This is a genomic window from Pseudomonas farris (assembly GCF_019145235.1).
GTDB classification, from domain to species: domain Bacteria; phylum Pseudomonadota; class Gammaproteobacteria; order Pseudomonadales; family Pseudomonadaceae; genus Aquipseudomonas; species Aquipseudomonas farris.
In genome coordinates, this window is sequence record NZ_JAHSTV010000023.1 from 1 (window position 1) to 24,393 (window position 24,393).

A 24,393-nucleotide genomic window follows, 5' to 3' on the forward strand; every position below is an offset into this window, starting at 1 on the left:
CGTCGACGGCAAGTCGGCCGACACCTCGATCACCGATACCCAGGACACCACCACCCTCAGCCTCTCGGCGACTGACTCGGTCGCCGAAGGCGGTTCCATCGTTTACACCGCGATCCTGACCAACGCCGCCGGCGCACCAGTGACCGTCACGTTGAGCAACGGCGCGATCATCACCATCGCGGCCGGTGCGACTACCGGCTCCGTGACTGTCGACGCACCAAAAGACGATGTCTACAAAGACGCTGGCAAGGTTGAAGTCACGATCAAGGACGCCGCGGGCGGCAACTTCGAAAATCTGGCCACCAACCCGGCAGCGGCGGTCACCGATGTGACCGACACCATCGACACCTCGACCGTGAACCTCACCGCGACCAGCACTGTGGCTGAAGGCGGCACCGTGGTTTACACCGCGTCCGTCAGCGCACCGGTCACCGGCTCGCCAGTGGTTGTCACCCTGTCCAACGGCCAGACCATCACCATCCCGGTCGGCTCGAGCAGCGCCAGCGTGAATTTCACTGCGCCGAACGATGCCCTGACTGGCGGTAACTCCCTGAGCGTCAAAATTGACGGCGCTACGGGCGGTAACTACGAGAAACTGGACGTCGATGGCAAGTCGGCGGACACCTCGGTGACTGACACCCAGGACACCACCAACCTGTCGCTGACCGCGACCGGCACCGTGGATGAAGGCGGCCAAATCACCTACACGGCAACCCTGACCAACACCGCCGGCTCACCAGTGACCGTCACGCTGAGCAACGGCGCCATCATCACCATCGAAGCGGGTAAAACTACCGGCTCCGTGACCGTCGATGCACCAAAAGACGACGTCTACAAAGACGCCGGCACTGTCCAGGCAACCATCTCCACCGCCACCGGTGGCAACTTCGAAAACCTGGTGCCAAGCACTGCCCCAGCTGTAACCAGCATCACCGACACCATCGACACCTCGACCGTCACCCTGAACGCCACCGCTTCGGCAGCAGAAGGCGGCACTGTCACCTATACCGCGACTGTCGGTGCACCCGTGACGGGCAGCCCGGTCACCGTGTCCTTGGCGAACGGTCAGACGATCACTATCGAAGTCGGTAAAACCACCGGTACCGTGACCACCGCCGCACCGAACGACACATTGGCTGGTCATGCTCCGCTGACCAACTCGATCACCAGCGTCAGCGGCGGTAACTACGAGAATCTGGTGGCGGATAAAACGCCGGTCAGCACCACCGTGACCGACACCGTCGACACCACCAACCTCAGCCTGAGCGCGACCAACTCGGTCGCCGAAGGTAGCCAGATCACTTACACCGCGACCCTGACCAACGCCGCCGGCACTCCGGTGACCGTGACGTTGAGCAATGGCGCCGTGATCACCATCGACGCTGGCAAAACCACTGGCACCGTGACTGTCGATGCGCCGAAGGACGACGTCTACAAAGACGCCGGCACCGTCGAAGCAACCATCACTGGCGCGACCGGCGGCAACTTCGAAAACCTGGTCACCAGCAATACCGCTGCGGTCACGACCGTCACCGACACGATCGATAAAACCGAAGTCAGCATCAGCGGCAGCACCTCGGTCACCGAAGGCCAGACCGCCAGCTACACCGTCAGCCTGACGCACCCGGCACAGACCGAAGTGACCCTGAAAATCGTCTACAGCGGCACCGCTGCCGACGGTTCGGACTTCACCGGCGTGTACACCGTGAAAATCCCGGCGGGCGCCAGCAGCGCGAGCTTCAACGTCGCGACGCTGGACGACAAGCTCACCGAAGGCACCGAGAACTTCGTGGTCAAGATTGACTCGGCCACTGGCGGCAACTTCGAAAACCTCGCGGTCAGCGCTTCCAACGGCAGCGTCAGCACCTCGATCATCGACAACGATGCAGCGCCGGTTCTCGATCTGGACGCCAATAACTCCAGCGGCGCCACCGGGGCCAACTACAACGTGACCTTCACCGAAGGCACCACCGGCCAGGGCGTCTCGATCGGCGACACCGACCTGAGCATCACCGACCCGGACAGCACGATGCTGACCGGCGCCACCATCGTGCTGACCAACCGTCAGCCGGGCGATGCGCTGAACCTGGGCAACAGCGTCAATGGCATCACCATCAATGCCAACAGCCAGGACGGCACCGTCACCCTGACCCTGTCGGGCAACGCGACGCTGGCCGACTACATGCAGCAGATCAAAAACATCAGCTTCACCAACAGCAGTGAAGATCCGAGCACCGTGCCGCGGATCATCACCGTGACGGTGACCGATGGCAGCAACTATTCCAACACCGCGACCACCACCGTCAACGTGGTGGCCGTGAACGACGCGCCAACCGCCGCACCGGCTAACGTCACCGGCACCGAAGACACCCCGCTGATCCTCGGCGGGTCGACCTTCGGCATCAGCGATGTCGACAGCGCAACTGCCAATCTGGGGGTAAAAATCACTCAGCTGCCGGGCGAAGGTAAATTGCAGTACCTGGACGGTGCGACCTGGAAAGACGTGGCGACCAACCAGACCTTCAGCAAAGCCGACATCGACGCCGGCAAGTTGCGCTTCACGCCAGATGCCAACGAATCGGGCGTCGATGGCTACGGTGGCAGCGGCGTGGGCAACAAACAGGCGGACTACGCGCAGATCAAGTTCCAGCCAACCGACGGTCAACTGCTGGGCAGCACCGGCACGGTGAAAATCGACATCACACCGGTTGCCGATGCGCCATCCCTGAGCGTCGCGGACAATAGCGTCAAGTCCACTGGCCTGATCAAGGAAGTCTGGACCGGCCTGTCGGGCCTCGGCACCGATGGCAGCGGCGCAGCTTCCGGCACGCTGAAATCGATCATCGACGGCGCGGGTACCCCGAACTCCAGCAGCACTGTGACCAATGTGCAGTCCAACGGTAGTGTCACGGCCGGCACCGCCTCGAAAACCTCTGGCCTGATTTACCTCGAAGCCGGCAAGACGTACACCTTCAGCGGTACCGGTGACGACAGCCTGTTGGTGACCATCGGCGGTAAAAACGTGGCCGCAATCACTTGGGGTGCCGGCGGTAACCTGAACGGTTCGTTCATCCCGACCACCAGCGGTTACTACACTCTGGACATCTACCACCACAACCAGAGCGGCCCGGGCAGCTATGACGTCAACCTGTCGGTCAACGGCAGTGCGGCGGTCGACCTGAGCAGTGCCGGCGTGCCGCTGTACACCGGCGTGGCCGATCTGGCCGCATCTGGTGTGACGGTTTCCGACCTGCACGGCACCAATGGCGAAGGCTACTACGACGGCTACAAACTCAATGAAGGCGCCGAAGGCACCAGCGTTCATCTGTCCGCGATCAAAACGGCGCTGACCGACACCGACGGCTCCGAAAGCCTGAGCGTGAAGATCAGCGGCATCCCGGCGGGCTCGGTGCTCACCGATGGCGCAGGCCACACTTTCACCGCCAGCACGACCAATGGCGAAGCCAACGTCACCGGCTGGAACCTCGGCACGCTGACCGTTACTCCGCCGCCGTACTACAACGGCCAGTTCACCCTGACCGTCACCTCGACATCCACCGAAGCGCTCGGCGGTTCGGCGCCAAGCACCGCGCAGATCCCGGTCACGGTGTACCCGGCGGTATACAACGCCGTCACCGCCACTGCCGCCGATGACACCATCACCGGTACGGACGGCAATGACATCATGATCGCCGACATTGGCGGGCTGACCGTGGTGCCGGGCACCAACTACAACATCGCCTTCATGGTCGACAGCTCGGGCAGCATGAGCGCTTCTTCGATCAGCGCCGCCAAGGCTTCGCTGACCGAGGTGTTCAACACCCTCAAGCAGAGCATGGGCGGTAACTCCGGGACGGTGAACATTTTCCTGGCGGACTTCGATAACCAGGTCAACAAGTCGGTATCGGTGAACCTGAATGACCCGAACGCCCTGACCTTGCTCAAATCCGTACTGGATTCGATGTCGTCCGGCGGCGGCACCAACTACGAGGACGTGTTCAAAACCACGGCCAACTGGTTCCAGAGTGCCGATGCGATGGCCAACACCGGCGCGAAGAACCTCACGTACTTCATCACCGATGGCAAGCCGACCTACTACCAGAGCGGCGAGCAAACCAACCCGACCTTGTACGGCACCGTGCAGCTCGACGACGTCATCACCACCACCAACTACAAGTTGGGGCAGACCTATTCCCGCTATCTGGACAGCACTCACCAGCTGACCATCGACAGCGCCGGCAACGTCACGCTGCTGACTCAGCAAAAAAAGGGCACCTGGCACAGTTCTGAACTGGGCATCCTCCATGCCGAGGGTAACGGCACCTACGAGCTGTCCGATCGTGATGGTACCGGCAGCTACACCGACTCCACCGCCATCTACAACTCAACCAGCAGCTTCACATTGCTGAGCAAGGTGTCGACGGTGGAAGCCATCGGCCTGAACAAGGACGTCACCCTCGGTGACCTCGCGCCGTACGATTCGGATGACACGCCGCAGACCAACATCGACCCGAAAGACCTGGCCAACTCGATCATCGGCCATACCGAAGCGACGATGCCGGGTGCCGACACGGTCAATGGCGGTGACGGCAACGACCTCCTGTTCGGCGATCTGGTGAGCTTCAACGGTATCGCCGGCGAGGGTTATCAGGCCATGCAGGCGTTCGTGGCCCAGCAAACCGGCGTCGATCTCAGCAAAGTCACCACCAGCAACGTGCACCAATACATCACCGAGCACTACACCGCGTTCGACGTGTCTGGTGCCCACGACGGTAACGACACGCTGCTGGGTGGCGCAGGCAACGATATCCTCTTCGGCCAAGGTGGCAACGACCTCCTCGACGGCGGTAAGGGCAATGACATCCTGCTCGGCGGCAGCGGCAATGACTCGTTGATCGGCGGTCAAGGCAACGACATCCTGATTGGCGGCTCGGGTGCCGACACCTTCATCTGGAAGGCTGGCGACACCGGCAGCGACGTGATCAAGGACTTCAAGGCCAGCGAAGGTGACCGCATCGACCTGCGTGATCTGTTGCAGGGCGAAACCGGCAGCACCATTGATAACTTCCTGAAGATCACCACGGTGGATGGTGTGTCGTCCCTGCAAGTCAGCTCTGGCGGCAAGTTCAACGGCGCCGATGCCGCAGCGGCCGCCCCGGATGTGACGATCAAACTGGAAGGCAACAATTGGTCCAGCGCCAGCATCAACTCGTTGATTGCCGGCAGTGACCCGACCATTAAAGTCGATCACAACAACACCTGATCAGCAGACTGATGGCCGTCCAAACCGGGCGGTCGTCACGTTTGTGCCCACCTCACGGGTGACGATTTTGTCGTCGCACCGCATACTCGCCTGCGTTGGCCTATGCTGCTGACAGCACGACGCTGGTCCATTTCCGAGGGATGCTCAATGTTTTACGTGCAACGCGATGCGCAAGGTCAGTTGGTGCGCGTGGAAGCCACGGCCTACGCCGAGGCCACGGAAACGCTGCCGGCCGACAACCATGAAATCCAGGCCTGGTTTGCCCACGAAGTGGTTGAGACCAGCCTCAAGCAGCTCAAGCAGAGCGACCTGGAAATGATCCGGGTACTCGATGACTTGATTCAGGTGCTGACCCAAAAAGGCGTGATACGCGTCACCGACCTGCCGCCGGCCGCTCAGGCCAAGCTGATGGACCGAAACCAGGCCCGTGAAGCGTTGGGCGGGTTGAGCCAATTGATCGATGATGAAGAGACGGGGTTGATTTAACGTCCCTTCGTCGGCGCCTGCACTGGCGCCTTCGCGAGCAAGCCCGCTCCCACACTGGATTTGTGTCGAACCGCAATCATACGATCAACACAGAACCCATGTGGGAGCGGGCTTGCTCGCGAAGGCGATCTTCAACTCACCACTTCTCTACCCGGCTAAACCTCGGCCCGAGCCTGCATCATTTCCGGCGATTCAAGGTGATCCAGCGCCCGCTCCACCAATAACTGCACGCCATCGGCCATTCGGCTCAGCGCCAAAGCTACTGAGCGCCGTGAACCTTCCACATCATCCGCCAGGTCGGCAGCGATGGCGCTGATGGAGAGCAAGTCTTCGGAGGCGCTGGCGAGAAGGGCTTCGATGTCGATGTCGGGGGAGACGGTGAAGAGGCGGCCTTTGCGGTGGCCGGGGGGATTGGGAGTTACTTTGAACATAGTTAAGTCCTCACAAATGGAAGCTGAACCAGTTCGCTTGCACGCGAAATAAGGTGGCAGCTATGTGCGGGGTGCAAGACCGAGTAGGACCAACAAAACCTCGGCAGATCCGAAGATCTCCCGCACACAGCCGCCATAAAGCAGAGACCGCGAGTACAAATACTCGATGTATCGCCTGAGGCGCCGTTAGGATGTGGTTTTTACCCGGACTTGCACGTCCGTGTCACCGATTATTCAGTGACAAGGCCAGACTAGCCTTGGACTTCGGCCGGAACAAGTTCACCAAAACCGCTACAACTTGAAGGAAATCTCCTAGGATCTTGCCATCAGATTTTTCCGGTGCCTGTGCTGACGCCTTCGCGAGCAAGCCCGCTCCCACAGTTGATCGGGGCTGACCGCAGGATTGTGGTACGACACAAGTCCAATGTGGGAGCGGGCTTGCTCGCGAAGACGGACTGACGGGCACCTCTGCACTAAAACCCTACTGCCAAGGCTTAGGCTCACCAAACAACTGCCCCTGAACCCCATACAACCCCATCTCACGAATCACCGCCAATTCCCCTTCGGTCTCGACCCGCTCGGCAATCAATGGCAAATCAATGCTATGCGCCGCCCGCTGAATCGCCTCGATGAACAGACGCTTGTCGCTCTCCTGATCAATCGCCCGGATGTAACTGCCGTCGATCTTCAGATACGCCAACCCCAGCCGCGCCAGGTTGCCGATCATGCTGAAACGCCCACCAAAACGCTGCAGGCTCAGCGAGAAACCCAGTTCGCGCAGACGCCGCGTCAGCTGTTCCAGCACCGCTTGCTCAGGCAATTGTTCTTCGCCGATTTCCAGGGTCAGTCGTTCCCCGAGATTCGAATGCTGACGCAGAATGTCGAACACTTTGTTCAGCGCCTGCGGATCCGCCAGTGTCGCCGAAGACAGGTTCAGCGCCAGCGACTCTTCATGGTCGGCCATCTGCTCAAGCACCAGTTCCAGCATCAAACGGTCCAGCCGTGCGGTCCAGCCAAAACGCTCAAGCCAGGGCAAGAAACGCCCGGCGGGAATGGTCTGGTCCTGCTCGTCGAGCAGGCGCGAAAGCACTTTGTAGTGCAGCACCACCTGCGTGTCGTGGCTGGCCACCACCGGCTGGAAGTACAGCTCGAAACGCTGCTGATCCAACGCCTGATCCAGCAAGGTGTGCCAGGCATGGTGGTCATCGCCAACCCGGGCCGATGTACTGTGATCGAGGCACGCCCAGCTAGGTTCGCCCTGACTTTCCGCCTGGGCCAACGCCTGATCCGCCAACCCGATGACCGCTTGCGGCGAGTCGCCATGGGCAAACGGCGCCAGCCCGATCGAAGCCACCGACGCCACGTCCGTGGCGCCCGTCGCATGCAGGCTCGCCAAGGCACTGTCGAGGTTACTCGCCAGTTGCAGCGCTTCTTCGCGCACCAGCCCCGGCGCCAGCACGGCGAATTCACCGCCACGAATGCGCGTGACGAGATTCTGGGTTTCCGGGTACTTGGCGCACTCACGGGACAACTGCTCGCCCACCGCTTTCAACAATTCATCGGTACGCTGACCGCCCAGCCGCTGGTTCAAACCCGCCAGATCCTTGACCCGCAGCAGCAGCAAATAGCCGGAACTGGCCTGCTCAGGATTGCTCACTCGCGCGTTCAATTGAATTTCGAAATAGCGCCGGTTGGCCAAGCCGGTCAGGTTGTCCTGATAGGATTCGGCTCGCAGTTTTTCACTGCGTTCGGCTTGTTCCTGGAACAGTGCCTTGAGCTTCTCGACCATCTGGTTCATCGCCTGCACCACCCGGCGCAGTTCCGGGGTGCGCGGCAGTTCGGGCAGGCTGAGGAATTCGCGGCGAGCAATGGCGTGGGATTGCTTGACCATGTAATCCAGCGGTTTCAGTTGCCGGCGCAGCAACAGCGCGCCCAGCACCGCACTCACCGCGCCGCAGATCAGCAACCAGCCGAGGCTGCCCACCGCGCTCTGCCATAGCTTGGCCAACGCGAACATCGGATGGCTAACCACCTCGACTCGCGCGGCCTGCTCCCAGCCACGGCTGACAAGCGCGTCGCCACCGGCCGGTTCCAGTCCGATCAGTTTGACGAACCAGTCCGGCACGTTGGTGACCGCCGGGATGCCGCTGCGCTCGACAATCGTCTTGTCGTTGGCCAGATCGACCACACGGATGCTCGCGTAATAACCGCTGTCGAAGATCGAACTGACCAGCAACTCGACCATCGCCGGGTCGTCGATGTTCGGCGTCAGGGACAGCGCCAATGCTGTCGCAGCGTCCTGGGCGTGGGAGCGCAACTGGTTGACATACTGGGTGCGCGAGCTTTCCAGACTGACCATGAAGCTGCCGGTGAAGGCGACCACCAGGAACAGACAGATAGCGATCAACAGCTGTTTGAACAAAGACATCCGAGCGCGTGCTCCTAGTTAGTCGTCTCGACCGGAAAACCTTCGGCCTGCATTTTCTTCAACACATCCTGCCAGCGGGACAGGCGTTTGGTGTCTCCGACCTTTTTGTTGCCCTTGGCACCCGGCAGCCACAACCCTTCGGCATTGAAAGAGTAGACCGGCAGCAAATCGGTTCGCTGGCTGGCGGGCTTGATCCCGTCGATCAGGCTGTCGAGCACCAAAGGCATCGCCTCGGGGCTCGAGTAGTAGGTCAGCACCATGTGCGCGCGATTCAGGCGCAAAGCCTTGACGTAGGTGATGCGCAGCTTGTCACTGGAGACACCAAGATGGCGCAGGCTGAAATACTTGGCGATAGCGTAGTCTTCACAATCACCGGCGCCTTTCCATAAGCCTTCGATCGGTGTTTCCCAATAATCGACCTCATGCCACAGGTCGATGTCTTCTTCGTAGCGCATCTGCTTGTTGAAGAATCGGTTGACCACGTTGAGCTGTTCCAGCTCGCCAATCTGCTTCTGCGTGGCCAGCAATTGCTGCCAGGCATCAATGCGCTGCTGCCCTTCACCCAAAGGCCCGTACAATGCCTGCGCGCGACGGCTGATCAGCGAAAAATCCCAGTCGGCATGCAGCCCGCCCAGCATGACGCCGGCCAGCAGCAGTGCGCAGCCTAGCCAGCGCAGAATCCGAGGGATCGCGAAACGTACCGCCAATGCGAGGCATCCAGGGTAGGCAGGTGGAAGTCGGTTGATGGTGCAGGTTAGCCCGGTAAAAGACAATGGCACGGTGAGATCACCGTCGGCACGCTAGACTTTAAGGTAATGCGATCCTTTGCCCGTTTGACAACCCGTCAGGCAGTCACTAGTGTCCATTTGGATCCAAATAATTCAGCCAAACAGGGTGCGTTTGTTGTGACACAGAAGCCCAACCCTCTCAGCAGTATCAAGGTCAACGGGCCAATTCCCGCCCATCTGGCGCGCTCGGTGATCGAAGAAACCCTGCGCGCGGCGATTCTCGACGGTCGCATTCCTTGCGGCATCGCCCTGCGTCAGCAAGACCTCGCCGACCTGTTCGGCGTCAGTCGCATGCCGGTGCGCGAAGCCTTGCGCCAGCTCGAAGCGCAATCGCTGCTCAATGTGATCGCCCATAAAGGCGCGGTGGTAGCACCGCTGGTTCAGGGCGATGCGGCAGAAACCTATGAGCTGCGAGTTTTGCTGGAGTCCGAGGCCCTGCGTCGGTCGATCCCCCTTCTTGAAGCCGCCGATTTCGAACAGGCGGCGCGCTATATCGACGAGTTGGAAACGGAACACGACTACACCGAGATCGGCCGGCTCAATCGCCTGTTCCACATGGCGCTTTATAAAAAGGCCCCCAACCAGCGGCTGCTGAGACTCGTCGAAGACGGGTTGAACGAAGAGGAGCGCTTCTTGCGCTTCAACCTGGAAGCCATGGGCCTGGGCAAACTGTCCCAGGAAGATCACCGAGCGTTATTGCGCGCCGCCGAAGAGCGGGACGTCGAGCGCTCGGTGACGTTGCTCGAAAACCACCTCAACCGGGGTGTCGAAGTCATCACCCGCTACCTCGAAAGCCCTGAGGCGCAGCGCCGGAAAACCTCAAAGTAAAAAACCGCAGCGACAACCCCGAGCGAGCCCATTAAGCGGCTCGCTTCGCTATTGAGCTGATCCGCACCTGGATTGGTCGACGAACAAATCTGCTTACAAATCCCCTTTCGTTCACACCGGACCGGTGTGCAGCGACTTCCTGCCCCCGCCCCAAAGCCCCTGCCCCCTTAACCCGACAATTGCACCTGGCAGATCATGCAGCGGTGATAGCGACTGCCGTGAATTACGCTCACTCTTGGGCTGCCAACGAATAATGACGGGCGACGCACCGCCCCGCGGAGCAGTCGACGCACCAAGAACCTATGGAAGGAGTCTTGCCACGGGAAAGGAAGAACCGGCGTCATTCCCAGCCAACTTCCACCCCTCAGATCACATCAACGAACCCAGTAGAAAGTTGCTTTGAGTGAGGCATTCACTCTTTATTTAAATTTTGACTTATATAAGCCGAAAGGAGCAACTACGCCCAAATAAAACTTTATATAAAAGTCTTATTGGAACTTATCACCCCCGAGAAAGTTAAACTTTAAATTAATTAAAAAATAACTTGCCCGACACTTCGATCGTGTATTAGTTTTTCTCCGCCACCCATACACACTGGGCATCATGCACTTCCTGTGCGACTTGCAGACACCTGACAAACATCAATTCATATTGAGGCGCCCGCTCGCCAACAGAAAACTTCAACGCACCTTCAACGGTATTCCAGATCACTTATAGGCTCGTTTATGAAACCGACTAAAGATCATCTCAACCAGAAGAAAGCAGAACTTAGTGCGCACCCGATATTCTCTGAAATACATTCGTTATCGGTCCTTCAACGCTTTATGGAAACTCATGTGTTTGCGGTGTGGGATTTCATGTCGTTGACCAAGCGCCTGCAACAGGAACTGACCTGCGTTCAGTTGCCCTGGCTGCCGCCGCGAGATCCGCAGGCTGCGCGGTTGATCAATGAGATCGTGCTCGGTGAGGAGTCTGATGATCGCCCCGCCCAAGGTCACTACAGCCATTTCGAGTTGTACCTGGATGCGATGCGCGAAGTCGGTGCCAGCACGGTCGCCGTCGAACGCTTCGTGGCGCTGCAAAAAGAAGGCGTGAGCTACGACGTGGCACTGCAAAGCGTGGACGTCGACCCGGCGGCCGCGCAGTTCGTGCGCCACACCTTGCACACCGCGATGCATGCACCGGGGCACAGTGTGGCGGCGGCGTTTCTGCATGGCCGCGAGAGTGTGATTCCTCAGATGTTCCAACGGATTCTCGACGACTGGGGCATCGGCATCGAACAGGCGCCGACCTTCCGTTACTACCTGGAACGGCACATCGAAGTCGATTCCGAAGACCACGGCCCGGCGGCGGAAAAACTCCTCGCCCGCCTTGTCGATGGCGATCCGCAGCGCGAAGAAGACGTCTACGCCAGCGCCATTGCCGCCGTGGAAAGCCGCATCGCTCTGTGGGACGGCTTGCGCCTGAGCATGAGCGAACCGGTGGCGGAGGTGAACGCATGAACGCCGCCGACTACCAATCCTTCGCCGACGCCTGGGAAAGCCGCGCGACCATTCGCACCCGCCCCCGGCGCGTACTGGAGAACGACGACAAACTGATCTATCCGCTGAGCCGTCAGCCGCTGGTGCTGAGTGAAACCTTCCTGCGCGAATGCCCGGAACAACGGGACTTTGCCCTGGTGCAGACGCTCTACAAGTTCATCAATGACGTGGTGATTTTCGAAACCGAGATCGTCGACAAGACCGCCCGCAGCATCGCCAAAAACCGCTTCAGCGTGGCGTTCCCGTTCGCCTGTCGCTACGACGCCATGACCGTGGTGGTGGACGAGGATTACCACGCCCTGGTGGCCATGGATTTCATGCAGCAAACCGTTGCCATGACCGGCATCGCGCCGATCGCACTGCCGGATGAAATCGAACTGAGCCGTGCCATTCCGGCAGCGGTGGCGCTCGCACCTGAACACCTGCGCAGCGCCGTGGAGCTGATCTGCGTGGCCATCGCCGAGAACACCGTGACCGGCGATGTCGCGGCGTTCGCCAAGGACGACACGGTCAAGCAATCGATCAAGGGCCTGATGGCCGACCACTTGCTCGACGAGGGCCGTCACTCCGGGTTCTGGGCGCGGTTGGTGCGCATCTACTGGCACACCGCTAGCGAAGACGATCGCCAGTGCATCGCGCAAATCCTCCCGGTGTTCATCGGCCATTACCTGACCAACGACATCCAGAAGTCCTTCGACTTCCGCTTGATCGATGCCTTGCAGATCAGCGATGTGGCGCGTCGGGCACTCAAGAGCGAAGTGTCGGGGCTGGCCTTTCCGATCAATCGCCATCACCCGCTGGTCGCCAACATCGTGCGGTTTTTCCGCAGCAGTTCGCTGCTCGATTCACCGTGTGTGCAAAGCGCCCTGAGCGACTACCTGGTTTAACGAGGAGAACATCATGAGACGTCTCGATATTTTGCTCATTGGGCAAAGCCAGGCCCTGACCGACCTGGCGCTGGAACTCGAACAACACGGTCATTCACTGGTGCGGCTGGCGAATCTGGAGGCGCTGGCGCCAAGCACGTTTGATTTGCTGATCGACGATGCGAGCCTGCCGTTTCAGGACTTCGGCGATGCACCACACCTGACGCTGCAGCTGGGTATCGGCGTGCCGGGAGCCTCAGGCCTGCCAGCATTGGACCTGCTGTGCACATACAACTCGATGCAGCTAAGTCGCGTGCCAGTCGCCGAAGAACTGTCCGGTAACGGCCAGGCATTGCGCCTGCGAGCGGTGGCCGATCTGGTCGATCACGTGGCACTGCTTGTCAGCCGCTTCTCCCGGGATGCCGATTATTTCTTGCAGGCAGAACCGATGGCTTCCGCGCACTTCGAGCAGGTGGAAAATCTGCTGTTTTTCGAGCACCTGGCCTACGTCCATCAGCTCAACACCACGGCGGAACCATGGCTGCTGCAACTCGGCAAGATCCCGATGATCGAGCGACTTGAGCAGCGCTTCATCCTGTCTGCCGAGCGGCCAGCGCTGAACATCGCCGGCTCGGTTCTGAGCTATCGGCAATTGCACGCCCACAGCCGCGCCATCCAACAGCGTTTGCAACCGTTGCTCGATCAGCATCAGGGACCGTTGGTGGTCGGGATCTGCCTGCCAAAATGCAGCGCGTTGTATGCAGGGATTCTCGCGATTCTGGGCAGCGGCGCGGTGTACCTGCCGCTGGAGCCAAGCCATCCGCTGCAACGTCAGCAGTACATTCTGGAAAACGCCGGGGCGGTGTTGTTGCTGCATGACGGAGAACACCCGCTCAGCGAGACGATGCCGGGACTGGACATCAACCGCATCAACATCGGCGACGTGAATCTCGATCAACCCTTGATGCGCCAACGACCCGATCTCGACGCACCGTGCATGGCGCTCTATACCTCGGGCACCACGGGGCACCCCAAAGGTGTGTTGCTCAGCCAGGCCAACCTCGCGCACTTCACGGCGTGGTACGCCGATTACGTGCAGCTGACCGAACAGAGTCGGGCGTTGCAGTTTTCATCGTTGAGTTTCGATTCATCGCTGATCGATATTTTCCCGACCCTGCTTCAGGGCGCCGAGCTGATCGTGCCCAACGAGGACCAACGTCGCGACCCGCTGCAACTGGTCGAGCTGATCCGTCACCAGCGGCTGAGCCACGCCTTTTTGCCACCGGCGCTGTTGAGCATTCTGCCGCTGGATCAGTTGCAAATCCTCGATCATGTGATGACCGGTGGAGATGTTTGCGAACCCTACGTGATCGAGCAACTTACTCGCCAAGGCAATCTCTACAACCTCTACGGCCCGACCGAAGCCACGGTGCTGATCACCGCGCGGCAACTACGTACCGGCGACAGCAACCGGACACTCGGCGCACCGATTGCCAACAGTCAGGTGCTGATCCTTGATGAGGACTTTCAACCGGTGGCCGAGCAAACCGTCGGTGAGTTGTACATCGTCGGCCCGGGGGTGTGCCTGGGTTACCTGAATAACCCGCAGCAGACTGCCGAACGCTATCTGAACCTGAGCCTGCCGAACGGCCAGAGCTTGCGCGCCTACCGCTCCGGCGACATGGCCAAGTGGACCCCCGACGGTATCGAGCTGTGCGGACGGCGAGATAATCAGGTGAAGATTCGCGGCTTTCGGGTCGAGCCGGAAGAGATCGAACGCTGCCTGCGCGACAGTCAGCTGTACCGTCAGGTGGCGGTGGTCATCGACCCTCATCGACGGATTCTGGCCTTTCTCGCGCAGCCTCAGGAAGAGCAACCCGGTGCTGCTCGCGAAGCCTTGAAAGCCCACGCGATGCAGTTTCTGCCGGACTACATGCAGCCGACCGCATGGACCGAACTGGCGAGCATGCCGTTCGCCAGCAACGGCAAGGTCGACCGCAAAGCGCTGCTGGAACTGCCTGTCAATGTGACCGAAAACAGCCAACGGCGTTTGCCCGCCAGCGCCGATGAAGCGCTATTGCTGGAGATCTGGGCCGAACTGCTGGAGCTGCCCGCCAGCGACATTTCCACCGACGAAAGTTTCTTCAATCTGGGGGGACACTCGATCCTGCTGTCGCGCATGTTGCTGCGTTTGCGTGAGGAATTCGGCCGTAGCATATCGATCAACCGCTTCATCGAACTGCCGACGATTGCGAAGCTGGCGACCTTGGTGCGCGGCTCCGGGACCGAAGAAGTGCTAAGCGAAAAAGCCCTGGCCGATGCCTTCCGTGAACTGGATGTCGAGCCATTGCCGGTCAGCCGAATGGGCGATGTGCACAAGGTGATCGTCACCGGCGCCAACAGCTTTGTCGGTGTTCATATCGTCGAAGCGCTGCTGGCCTGGGGCGCCAGCGAAGTAGCGTGCCTGGTGCGCGATGGCAGCGGGCAATCGGCGGCGCAACGCTTTGCTCAGGCGTTGCGGGAAAACCGTCTGGAGCATCTGGACCTGAGCCGGGTGCGGGTTTACGCGGCGGACATCACTCGCCCGCAACTGGGGCTCAGCGAAGATGTTTACCAACGACTGGACCGCGAGTTCGGCGCGCTGGTGCACAACGCCGCCAACGTCAATCACGTCCTCGATTACGAGTCGTTGGCGCGGGACAACGTCGAGCCGATTTTCGAGTGCCTGCGTTTGTGTGAAGGGCGCAGCAAAAAGGTCTTCAATTTCATCTCGACGCTCTCGGCGTCCAGCACGATTTCCGACGATGGCCGGGTGCTGGAATTGCCCGCAGCACAGACACCGCCGATCTACATCAAGAACGGCTACAACCTGTCCAAATGGGTCGGCGAGCGGATCCTCGAACGGGCGCGGGAGCGTGGGGTGCGGGTCAATCTTTATCGCCCCGGCAACATCAGTTTCAACAGCCTCACCGGTGTCTGCCAACCCCACAAGAATCGCTTGATGCTGATGCTCAAGGGCTCGATCCAGCTCGGCAAGGTGCCGGAGTTCGCGCTGAATTTCGACCTGATGCCGGTGGATTTCCTCGCCCGTTTCATCGCCTTCCACGCCAGCCGTTACCAAGCCGAAAAAGCGGTGTTCAACCTGCACAACCCCGAGCCCCTTAGCTGGGATTGCTACGTGGCGTCGTTTCGCGAGGCCGGTCGGGAGTTCGCCATGGTCAGCGTCGCCGACTGGCAGCAGCAACTGGGCCGCGTCGACAGTGATAACGCGCTGTTTGGCGTACTGGGTTTCTACCTCAACGGCTTCGAAGAAGACATCGGCGACATCTCGATGATCGGCCACGACAACGCCCAGGCCGGCGTCCGGCAGATGGGCGCGCACTACCCGGAAAAATCCCCGGCGTTGCTGCGGCGCGGCTGCGACTACCTCAAAGAAATCAACTTCATCTGATTCACCCTAACCCTGCACGGAGCAAAACCATGAATACTCTGCAACCCGATACCCTGATCAAAAATCCTCACGGCTGCCACGTTGTGTCTTCGGTGGAAGTACCGGCCGATGCGGCGCAAGTCTGGACGGTGGTCGGTAACTTTGCCGGCTTCGATCAATTCATTCCGGCGCTGTCGCATATCGAGATGACGGGCGAAGGTGTGTCGTCGCTGCGCAAGAAATTCTTCAAGGACGGCAACCTGGTGGTCGAGCAACTCAACTCCCGGGATGACCAGGCGCTGAACATGACCTGGACGACGATCTACAACACGCTGGGCGTGGCCAATTTGTGGGCGGCGATGAGTGTTGAAACCTTGGGGGCGAGCAAGTCGCGGGCGACCTGGACCATCATCGCCGAACCGGCCCAAGGTGATGCCGAAGCCCTGCCGGGGTTCAAGGATTTTGTTCAGGGGTTTGCCGATGATGCGATGAACAATGTGCTGAAGCTGTTTGTATAAGGCTTCGGTTCAGCGGTGACTGGTGCACCACTATCGCGAGCAGGCTCGCTCCCACAGGGTTTCTCAGTCGTACACAAATGTTGTGATCACTGAAATTCCCATGTGGGAGCGAGCCTGCTCGCGATTGAACGATAGCGCGGTTCAACTGACCTCAATCAGATCTTGAAACTATCAACCAACTGCTTCAACCGATTGGCCTGCTGGGACAGCGCATCGCAATCCTTCAATGTTTCATTGAGGTTGGCCACGCTCTGCTGGTTCAGCAGGTTGATCTGGTTGACGTCGACGTTGAGGGTTTCCACCACGGCAGTCTGCTCTTCGGTCGCTGCGGCCACCGACTGATTCATGCCGTCGATTTCGCCGATGCGCTGGGTCACGCTGACCAGTCGCAGGCCGGCCTGGTTTGCCACTTCGACGCTCTGTTCACTGGATGCCTGACTGGCGTTCATCGTGGTCACCGCTTCGCGAGAACCGATCTGCAGCGAGCTGATCATCTTGTGGATCTCTTCCGCCGATTCCTGAGTGCGATGAGCCAGGTTACGCACCTCGTCCGCCACCACCGCAAAACCACGACCGGCCTCACCGGCACGAGCCGCTTCGATGGCCGCGTTGAGCGCCAGCAAGTTGGTCTGCTGGGAGATACCTTTGATCACATCGAGAATGTGACCGATGTTGTCGGTGCTCGCGTTCAGGGTTTCGATCTGTGTGCAGGACAGGCTGATTTTTTGCGACAGCTCAGTCATGGCCAGGATGGTTTTTTCCACCACCTGACGACCGTCATCGGCCTGCTCGCTCGCGCCGCTGGCGTGTTGCGAAGCATCGGCGGCGTTGCGGGCGATTTCCTGGGTAGCAGCGCCCAATTGGTTGATCGCCGCGGCCACGCTGTTGGTGCGGGCGCTTTGTTCGTCGGAGCCAATGATCGAAGCATTGGAGGATGCCATCACCCGTTGCGACAGGTCATGCACCTGACGGGTCGCCGAGGACACTTCGGAAATCGACGCGTGAATCCGCTCCACGAATTGGTTGAAGGAGCCGCCCAACTCGCCGAACTCATCTTTGCTTTCTACGACCAGACGACGGGTCAGGTCGCCCTCACCCTGAGCGATGTCCTGCATCGCTCGACCCATCGTGGTCAGCGGACGCATCAGCACGCTGATCAACAGACTCAGCAGCACTGCAATGGCGGTCACGGCGATGAACATCGCGATCAGCGCCGAGGTGCGGAATTGGCTCAGTGGTGCGTAGGCCTTGGCCTTGTCGATCGACAGACCGACGTACCACTCGGCATTCGGCAAACCACTCACCGGCGTGAACGAGAGGATGCGGTCCTGCTTGTTCAGTTCTACTTCCTGATTGCCTTTCCCGATACGGACACTGGAACCCGGATAGATGTCTTTCAGGTTCTTCATCACTTGGTCCTTGTCCGGGCTGACGATCACCTGACCGTCGGCGCTGACGAGGAACGCGTGACCGATGCCACCGAATTCCACCGAGTTGATGATCTTCACCAGGGTTTCCAGACTCAGGTCGCCGCCGACAACGCCCAACAGTTCGCCTTGCTTCTTCACCGGCATAGCGATGGTCACCACCAACCCGCCGACCGCAGCCATGTAAGGCGGGGTCAGCATGGTCTTGTCGGCGACCACGGCTTGTTTGTACCAAGGGCGCTGACGCGGATCGTAGCCGTCCGGCATCTTCGCGTCAGGGCGCTGGGTGAACACACCATTGGCCTGCCCGACGTAGGTGAACTGGAAGTTGGAAGTGAGGGCGGGTTGATCGACCAGCCCCGGAAAATCGGCATTGGCGCCTTGATGAGCGACGTTCTGCGCGAGGTTTTCCAGGACCAGCACGCGGCCGCTCATCCAGTTCTGCACGCTGCTGGCGGTCAGCTCTCCGGCTTGCTCAACGGAAGACTCGAGGTTCTGTCGGATGGTGTTTCGCTGCAGATAGTCGTTGTACAAAGTGAACAACGCAAAAGCCAACACCACGACGCCTGAAGCGGCCAGCAGAATTTTATGGCTGAACTTGAGATTCATTTCATGGGACTTCTTATGCAAAAAGTGGGGATGCGTTCCGGGTTGCAACATTCCATGTAACAGCGCAGACGGACATTCTGAGGCCGCTCTACTTTGGTGCACGCATGTCTCACCAAGGCTGTCGGCACGAGTGGGAGAAATCTTAGGGATTTGTGCGAAAGCCATCAGATACCCGCCGAACGGCATGCTAGAGCGTGCGAGTAGCAGTGTTTGCTGACGATTGCTCGAACGGCAGTTGCAAATTTTTCGACCCTTGATGACAATGCGACTAATTATCATTTGTGACGTCGAGCTGTCGCGTTCATGTCTTCACCTGAGTTTGCAGTACAGGCGCTTTACAGCAGTCATCACGGTTGGCTCAACACGTGGCTGCGCGCTCGATTGGGTAACGCGGCCGATGCGGCGGATCTGGCTCAGGACACGTTCGTCCGTCTGTTGCAAAGAACCGAACGCCTGGAACTCAAGGCCCCCCGCGCTTTTCTGCGAACCATCGCCCGCGGCCTGGTGATCGACCACTGGCGCCGTGAGGAAATCGAGCGCGCGTACCTCGAAACCATCGCCCATTTGCCCGAGGCCGAAACCCCGAGCGCCGAGGCGCGGGCATTGGTGCTCGAATTGCTGGAAAGCATCGCCCGCATGCTTGAAGGCCTGAAGCCGAAAGTGCGTCAGGCATTTCTGCTGGCCCAGTGCGAAGGACTTACCCACAAGCAGATCGCAGAACACATGGGATTATCCCTACGCTCAGTGGAACGCTATGTGGCCGACGCGCTATATCACTGTTACGTGCTGCGGTATGAAGCGTGATGCCTGTGGATAACTCAGCGCTGAACCGTCGCGGCGAGTCACATCAGCAGGTGGTTAAACAAGCTATCCATTGGTTACTGCGTCTGCGCAACAACGCGACCAATTCCAGACTGCGCCAGCAGTGCGACGTCTGGCGAGCGGAACACCGTGAGCACGAACTGGCCTGGCAACGGGTGCAGTCCCTGCAAGCCGAGTTGAGCAGTAATCTGCGCGCGGTGCCCGGCGCCCAAGTCGCTTTCAACACTTTGGAAAACAGCGCACAGGGATTGGGGCGGCGTCAGGCATTGAAGCTGCTATCGGGCGCATTGCTAATGGGTTCAGCGGCGTGGTTGGGCAAGGATACGATCGGCTGGCAGCAGTGGACCGCCGACTTCGCCACCGCCACGGGCGAGCGACGCGGTTTCCAGTTACCGGATGGCACGCGCCTGGAACTCAACACCGCCAGCGCGGTGGATCTGGACTACACCGCGCAGCAGCGCTTGATCAAACTGACTCGCGGCGAAATCATCGTGACGTGCGGTGGGGCAAGTGAAGGGGTTTCGTTTGATCGACCGTTGCGGGTGCAAAGCCGTCATGGCGTGTTCGAAAGTGTGGCGGCGCGCTTCATCGTTCGTCAGGACACCGACTGCACGCGGCTGAGCGTCACCAGCGGCACGGTCGCGATCCATTCGCCACGGGCGGCTGATGGCCTGCCGATTCAGGTGCAGGCCGGGCAGAGTTATCTGATCGATCGCAGTCGCGCGCAGTTGGCACCGCCTCAAAACATGGATGCCGGCGCCTGGGTGGACGGCCTGATCGTCACCCGAAACATGCGCCTCGGGGATTTCATTAATGAAGTCGGGCGTTACCGGCCCGGTTACCTGACCTGCGCGGCGGACATTGCCCACTTGCGGCTGTCCGGGGTTTTCCGTCTCGAAGACACCGACAAACTGCTGGCCATCCTGCCGCACACCCTGCCGGTGCAACTGCGCTATCGCACTCGCTGGTGGGTGACGCTGGAGCGACAGACCTGAATTATTTTTGGCGGGTTTTCCGAACAAGTCCGGCTTAGTCAGTAAGCACTTCAACTCTGCCTTCAGCGACTTCCTACGGAACCTACAATGACTGTGCGCGCCATCAGTAAGAACCCTCTCCATTTCGCCGCGGAATCAGGCGTATTGCGCCACGCCATCCGCGCGGCGCTGTTCTCGACCGCATTGAGTGTCGGCCTGCTGCCGACACTTGGCGTTGCAGCCCAGGGCAGCGAAGTCACTAGTCACCGCTACAACATCGCCGCCGGCCCCTTGAGCGATGTGCTCAATCAATTCGCGCGTCAGGCGGGCATCACGCTGTCGACGACTCCAGCTCAAACTCAGGGCCTCCAGTCACCGGGACTACAGGGCGACTATTCGGCGGATCAGGCGTTGAGCCATTTGCTCAACGGCACAGGGCTTGTGGCCGTCAGTCAGGATGGCAGCAGCTATGTGCTGCGGCCGGTCGCTGAAACCGAAGCCCTGGCGCTACCCACCACCGACATCAAAGGCTTCGCCCTGGGCAATGCGCTGGGCAGCATGGATGGCTACAACGCAACGCACAGCCAGATCGCCACCAAGACCAGTACCGCACTGCTGGAAACCTCACAAAGCGTGTCCGTGGTGACCCGCGAGCAAATGGACGACCAAGGCTCGCAAACCGTGTCCCAGGCAATGCGCTACACCCCGGGCGTGCTGACCAACCCTTACGGCGCAACCCACCGGTATGACTACGTGGCGATGCGCGGTTTCAACGACGGCTCGGTGGATAATATCTATCTCGACGGCCTCAAATCCATGGGCGACAGCGGCACCTACAGCACCATGCAGGTGGACCCGTACTTCCTCGAACGAGTCGATATTCTCAAAGGGCCATCGTCGGTGCTCTACGGTCGTAGCTCGCCGGGTGGGCTGGTGGCGTTGACCAGCAAGAAACCGTTGTATGAGCCCTATCATCAGGTTCAAGCCACGGTGGGCACGCAAGGCCAGCGCGGCATGGGTTTCGACTTCAGCGGGCCGGTGGATGATGACAAGCGTATTGCCTATCGGCTGACAGGGTTGGCGGATCAGTCCGACACACAGTTCGACCACAATAAGGAAAAGCGCTTCGCCTTGGCGCCGACGGTGAGCATCGACCTCACCGAAGATACCTCACTGACGCTGCAAGCCTATCTGCAACACGATCCCGACGGCGGCTATCACGGCGGCGTCCCGGCCGATGGCACGATCCATCAGCGCAATGGCAATCGGATCTCTCCAAACTTCTTCGAAGGTGAGCCGGGCATTGATGGTTTCCAGCGTGATCAACAGTCCTTCGGTTATCAGTTCGAACACCGCTTCAACGACGTCTTTACCGCGCGGCAGAACTTCCGCTATCTGGACTCCAAGGTGAAGATCGATCAGGTTTACGCGTATGGCTGGACCACCCCCACCAGTAACGAGTTGAACCGCTACTACACCGGCGGCGACGAAAAGCTCCACGCCTTTATCGTCGATAACATGCTGCAAGCCGAGTTCTTCACCGGCGCAACCAAACACACCGTGCTGATGGGCGCGGACTACCAACGACGCAAAACGGTGGTCGACTGGACCAGTGGTGGTCTTGCGCCGATCGATGCGTTCAATCCGGTGTACGGCAATTCGGCCATCGACTTCTACAGCCCGACCAGCTATCTGCGTCGCCTGGAACAGACCGGCATCTACCTGCAAGACCTGATCGAGATGGATAAGTGGCGCTTCTCTTTGGGTCTGCGTCAGGACTGGGTTGAAACCTCCGATGAAAATCGACTGGCTGAAGCGGGACGCCCTGTGGGCACGGAAATCAGTGACAAACGCACCAAGCTGACGGGCCGAGCCGGGGCGTTGTACCTGTTCGATAACGGCATCGCGCCGTACATCAGTTATTCCGAGTCGTTCAACCCGAACTCCTACGCGGACAGCGCCGGCAATCCTCTGGCACCAACCGATGGCACCCAGTGGGAAGTGGGCCTGAAATACCAGCCGCCGGGCACCGATAACTTGTTCACGGCATCGCTGTTCCGCATCGATCAGGAAAACCTGGCGACCAAACTGCCGCAGGAAAACTTCTATCGCGCTGTCGGCGCCGTCCGCTCCCAAGGTCTGGAACTGGAAGCGCACATGCAGCTGACCGATAACCTGAAAGTCCTCGGCAGCTACACCTTCACCGACATCGAGTATTCGAAGTCGATGATCAGTACGTTGAGCACCGACACCGACGTGATCGAAAACAAGGGCAACTCGCCGACACAGGCGCCACGTCATATGGCCTCGGTCTGGGCGGACTACAAATTCGACAGCGCAGCGCTTGATGGCCTGCGTCTGGGCGGCGGCGTGCGTTATGTCGGTTACAGCTGGGCCGATGCGGAAAACACCCTGAAGGTGCCGTCCTACACGCTGTTCGATGCGTCTGTCGGCTATGACCTGGGCAAGGTGGGTTTGAAGGGCGTGGACGTACGTCTGAATGCGAACAACCTGACCAACGAGTCCTACGTGGCCTCCTGTGCCAGCCTGAACTTCTGCTACTTGGGTGAAGAGCGCAACGTCGCCGCTACCGTGAGCTACCAGTTCTAACGACTCGTTATCCAAAAAAGCCAGCCCCTGAATCCTGGGGCTGGCTTTGTCGTCTCTGCAGGAAAATTCCATGCGTGCATTTCTGGTTTTACTTCATCGCTACATCGGTTTGGCGACCGCGTTGTTTCTGCTGATGGCCGGGCTTACGGGCAGTATTCTGGCGTTCAATCATGAGCTGGATGAGTGGCTCAATCCGGGGTTTTATTCAGCGTCTGCCGAAGGTCAGCGTTTGCCACCTGGTGCCTTGGTCGACAAGCTGCAAGCGGAGCATCCGAAGCTACAAGTCTGGTACATGGAATACCCGTCAGAACCGGCTCATACCGCATTGCTCGCTGCGGTGCCACGCAATGACCCTGCGACCGGAAAACCTTTTGCCGAGCCCAATCAGGTGTTCTATCTGGATCCGGTCAATGGCGAGCAGATGGGGCAGCGGTACTGGGGGGAATGCTGTTTTCAGCGGGAGAACTTCATCCCGTTCATTCTGGAGTTCCACTACAACCTGGTCCTGCCGAATAACTGGGGATTGTTGTTAATGGGACTGGTCGCGATCGCCTGGGTTGTCGATTGTTTTATTGCGCTTTGGCTGACGCTTCCACGAGGGAAACCATTCTGGAAGAAGTGGTCAACAGCCTGGAAGATCAAGGGCGGGCACGCCTATCGGCTGAACTTCGACCTGCATCGGGCGGGTGGTTTGTGGCTTTGGTTATTGCTGCTGCCGATCGCTATCAGCAGTGTCGCCATGAATCTGCCGAGCCAAGTCTTCAAGCCTGCGGTTTCACTGTTTTCACCAATTGAACCGAGCGTCTATGAGGCCCGCGGGCGTATGCCTGCCGGAGAGTTGGGGGTTACGCGGCTGAGTTATCAACAGGCTTATGAACGTGCATTGCAGGAAGGACAAAGACTGGGGCTGACCGCTGCGATCGGAGAGTTGTACTACAGCTTTGAGTACAACTTTTATGGCGCAGGGTTTGGACAACATGATACCGAGGCTCATGGAAAATCCTGGCTGTTCTTCCATGGCACGGACGGGCGTTTACTGGGACAGGAAATCGCAGGGCAAGGCACCTTGGGAGAGCGTTTTTATCGGCTGCAATTGCCAATCCACGGAGGGCGAATCATTGGGCTCACCGGGCAAGTGATGATCGCGGTGTTGGGTGTTGTGATTGCAGTATTGTCGGTAACGGGAATCTATATCTGGTGGCGCAAGTTGCTGGCTCGAAGGAGTAGCAAGGCACGCAAGAGCGGCATGTACCCCATACCGGATTGAGGTTTCTATAGCCCAGAAAGACAAAACCCCTGTCTGCATAAGCAGACAGGGGTTTCGGAATTCAATCTTGACGATGACCTACTCTCACATGGGGAAACCCCACAC

13 protein-coding genes and 2 pseudogenes are annotated in these 24,393 nt (G+C 59.4%); 11 read left to right on the plus strand and 4 right to left on the minus strand.

Annotated elements, in window-relative coordinates:
• Nucleotides 1-5,263, plus strand: a pseudogene (locus tag KVG95_RS29205) (LapA family giant adhesin); the annotation flags it as partial.
• Nucleotides 5,264-5,410: 147 nt separating this feature from the next.
• On the plus strand, nt 5,411-5,749 hold the full coding sequence (locus KVG95_RS29210; RefSeq protein ID WP_217858909.1) for a tryptophan synthase subunit beta: 339 nt from the start codon (nt 5,411-5,413) through the stop codon (nt 5,747-5,749).
• Between the two features lie 155 nt (nt 5,750-5,904).
• On the opposite strand, the pseudogene KVG95_RS29215 reads toward KVG95_RS29210, so the two are convergent.
• The 3 genes and pseudogenes from KVG95_RS29215 to lapG form a co-directional block, all read right to left on the minus strand.
• A pseudogene (locus KVG95_RS29215) lies at nt 5,905-6,159 on the minus strand (DUF6124 family protein); the annotation flags it as partial.
• 502 nt (nt 6,160-6,661) lie between these two features.
• Nucleotides 6,662-8,608, minus strand: coding sequence for a cyclic di-GMP receptor LapD (gene lapD / locus KVG95_RS29220; protein WP_217858911.1), 1,947 nt, complete (start codon nt 8,606-8,608; stop codon nt 6,662-6,664).
• A gap of 14 nt (nt 8,609-8,622) precedes the next feature.
• Nucleotides 8,623-9,315, minus strand: a complete 693-nt coding sequence (gene lapG, locus KVG95_RS29225; RefSeq protein WP_052967406.1) for a cysteine protease LapG — start codon at nt 9,313-9,315, stop codon at nt 8,623-8,625.
• Nucleotides 9,316-9,513: 198 nt separating this feature from the next.
• Between lapG and KVG95_RS29230 the strand changes: the two genes are divergently transcribed.
• The 5 genes from KVG95_RS29230 (at nt 9,514) to KVG95_RS29250 (ending at nt 16,579) form a co-directional block, all read left to right on the plus strand.
• The gene (locus KVG95_RS29230; protein WP_217858912.1) at nt 9,514-10,224 is read left to right on the plus strand and encodes a GntR family transcriptional regulator; all 711 of its coding nucleotides are present in this window, start codon (nt 9,514-9,516) and stop codon (nt 10,222-10,224) included.
• 725 nt (nt 10,225-10,949) lie between these two features.
• Nucleotides 10,950-11,726: a DUF3050 domain-containing protein gene (locus tag KVG95_RS29235; protein WP_217858913.1), complete on the plus strand. Its 777-nt coding sequence runs from the start codon at nt 10,950-10,952 to the stop codon at nt 11,724-11,726.
• Nucleotides 11,723-12,652 (plus strand): diiron oxygenase, encoded by a 930-nt coding sequence (locus KVG95_RS29240; protein ID WP_052967409.1) that lies wholly within the window; start codon nt 11,723-11,725, stop codon nt 12,650-12,652. Before KVG95_RS29235 ends, KVG95_RS29240 begins: the two co-directional genes overlap by 4 nt.
• Nucleotides 12,653-12,665: 13 nt before the next feature.
• Nucleotides 12,666-16,082, plus strand: a complete 3,417-nt coding sequence (locus KVG95_RS29245; RefSeq protein ID WP_217858914.1) for a non-ribosomal peptide synthetase — start codon at nt 12,666-12,668, stop codon at nt 16,080-16,082.
• 29 nt (nt 16,083-16,111) lie between these two features.
• Entirely contained in the window at nt 16,112-16,579 is a 468-nt protein-coding gene (locus KVG95_RS29250; RefSeq protein WP_217858915.1) for an SRPBCC family protein, read from the plus strand.
• 155 nt (nt 16,580-16,734) lie between these two features.
• Here the strand turns inward: KVG95_RS29250 and KVG95_RS29255 are convergent, their stop codons facing one another.
• Complete coding sequence (locus KVG95_RS29255) at nt 16,735-18,615, minus strand: methyl-accepting chemotaxis protein (protein WP_217858916.1); 1,881 nt, start codon at nt 18,613-18,615, stop codon at nt 16,735-16,737.
• Between the two features lie 303 nt (nt 18,616-18,918).
• Here KVG95_RS29255 and KVG95_RS29260 point away from each other — a divergent pair, with 303 nt between their 5' ends.
• The 4 genes from KVG95_RS29260 to KVG95_RS29275 all read left to right on the plus strand — a co-directional run bounded on the left by KVG95_RS29260 (nt 18,919) and on the right by KVG95_RS29275 (nt 24,288).
• Complete coding sequence (locus KVG95_RS29260) at nt 18,919-19,419, plus strand: sigma-70 family RNA polymerase sigma factor (RefSeq protein ID WP_008005709.1); 501 nt, start codon at nt 18,919-18,921, stop codon at nt 19,417-19,419.
• A complete protein-coding gene (locus KVG95_RS29265) occupies nt 19,419-20,432 on the plus strand; it encodes a FecR domain-containing protein (RefSeq protein ID WP_217858917.1) in 1,014 nt (337 codons plus the stop codon). Before KVG95_RS29260 ends, KVG95_RS29265 begins: the two co-directional genes overlap by 1 nt.
• A gap of 87 nt (nt 20,433-20,519) precedes the next feature.
• Complete coding sequence (locus KVG95_RS29270; protein WP_217858918.1) at nt 20,520-23,021, plus strand: TonB-dependent siderophore receptor; 2,502 nt, start codon at nt 20,520-20,522, stop codon at nt 23,019-23,021.
• Nucleotides 23,022-23,091: 70 nt separating this feature from the next.
• On the plus strand, nt 23,092-24,288 hold the full coding sequence (locus tag KVG95_RS29275; protein ID WP_217858919.1) for a PepSY-associated TM helix domain-containing protein: 1,197 nt from the start codon (nt 23,092-23,094) through the stop codon (nt 24,286-24,288).
• Nucleotides 24,289-24,393: the final 105 nt, after the last annotated feature.

Bases quoted from the DNA above. Each gene is read 5' to 3' on its own strand.
- KVG95_RS29210 (WP_217858909.1), top strand. From the start codon at position 5,411: ATGTTTTACGTGCAACGCGATGCGCAAGGTCAGTTGGTGCGCGTGGAA.
- lapD (WP_217858911.1), bottom strand. From the start codon at position 8,608: ATGTCTTTGTTCAAACAGCTGTTGATCGCTATCTGTCTGTTCCTGGTG.
- KVG95_RS29235 (WP_217858913.1), top strand. From the start codon at position 10,950: ATGAAACCGACTAAAGATCATCTCAACCAGAAGAAAGCAGAACTTAGT.
- KVG95_RS29240 (WP_052967409.1), top strand. From the start codon at position 11,723: ATGAACGCCGCCGACTACCAATCCTTCGCCGACGCCTGGGAAAGCCGC.
- KVG95_RS29245 (WP_217858914.1), top strand. From the start codon at position 12,666: ATGAGACGTCTCGATATTTTGCTCATTGGGCAAAGCCAGGCCCTGACC.
- KVG95_RS29250 (WP_217858915.1), top strand. From the start codon at position 16,112: ATGAATACTCTGCAACCCGATACCCTGATCAAAAATCCTCACGGCTGC.
- KVG95_RS29255 (WP_217858916.1), bottom strand. From the start codon at position 18,615: ATGAATCTCAAGTTCAGCCATAAAATTCTGCTGGCCGCTTCAGGCGTC.
- KVG95_RS29260 (WP_008005709.1), top strand. From the start codon at position 18,919: ATGTCTTCACCTGAGTTTGCAGTACAGGCGCTTTACAGCAGTCATCAC.
- KVG95_RS29265 (WP_217858917.1), top strand. From the start codon at position 19,419: ATGCCTGTGGATAACTCAGCGCTGAACCGTCGCGGCGAGTCACATCAG.
- KVG95_RS29270 (WP_217858918.1), top strand. From the start codon at position 20,520: ATGACTGTGCGCGCCATCAGTAAGAACCCTCTCCATTTCGCCGCGGAA.
- KVG95_RS29275 (WP_217858919.1), top strand. From the start codon at position 23,092: ATGCGTGCATTTCTGGTTTTACTTCATCGCTACATCGGTTTGGCGACC.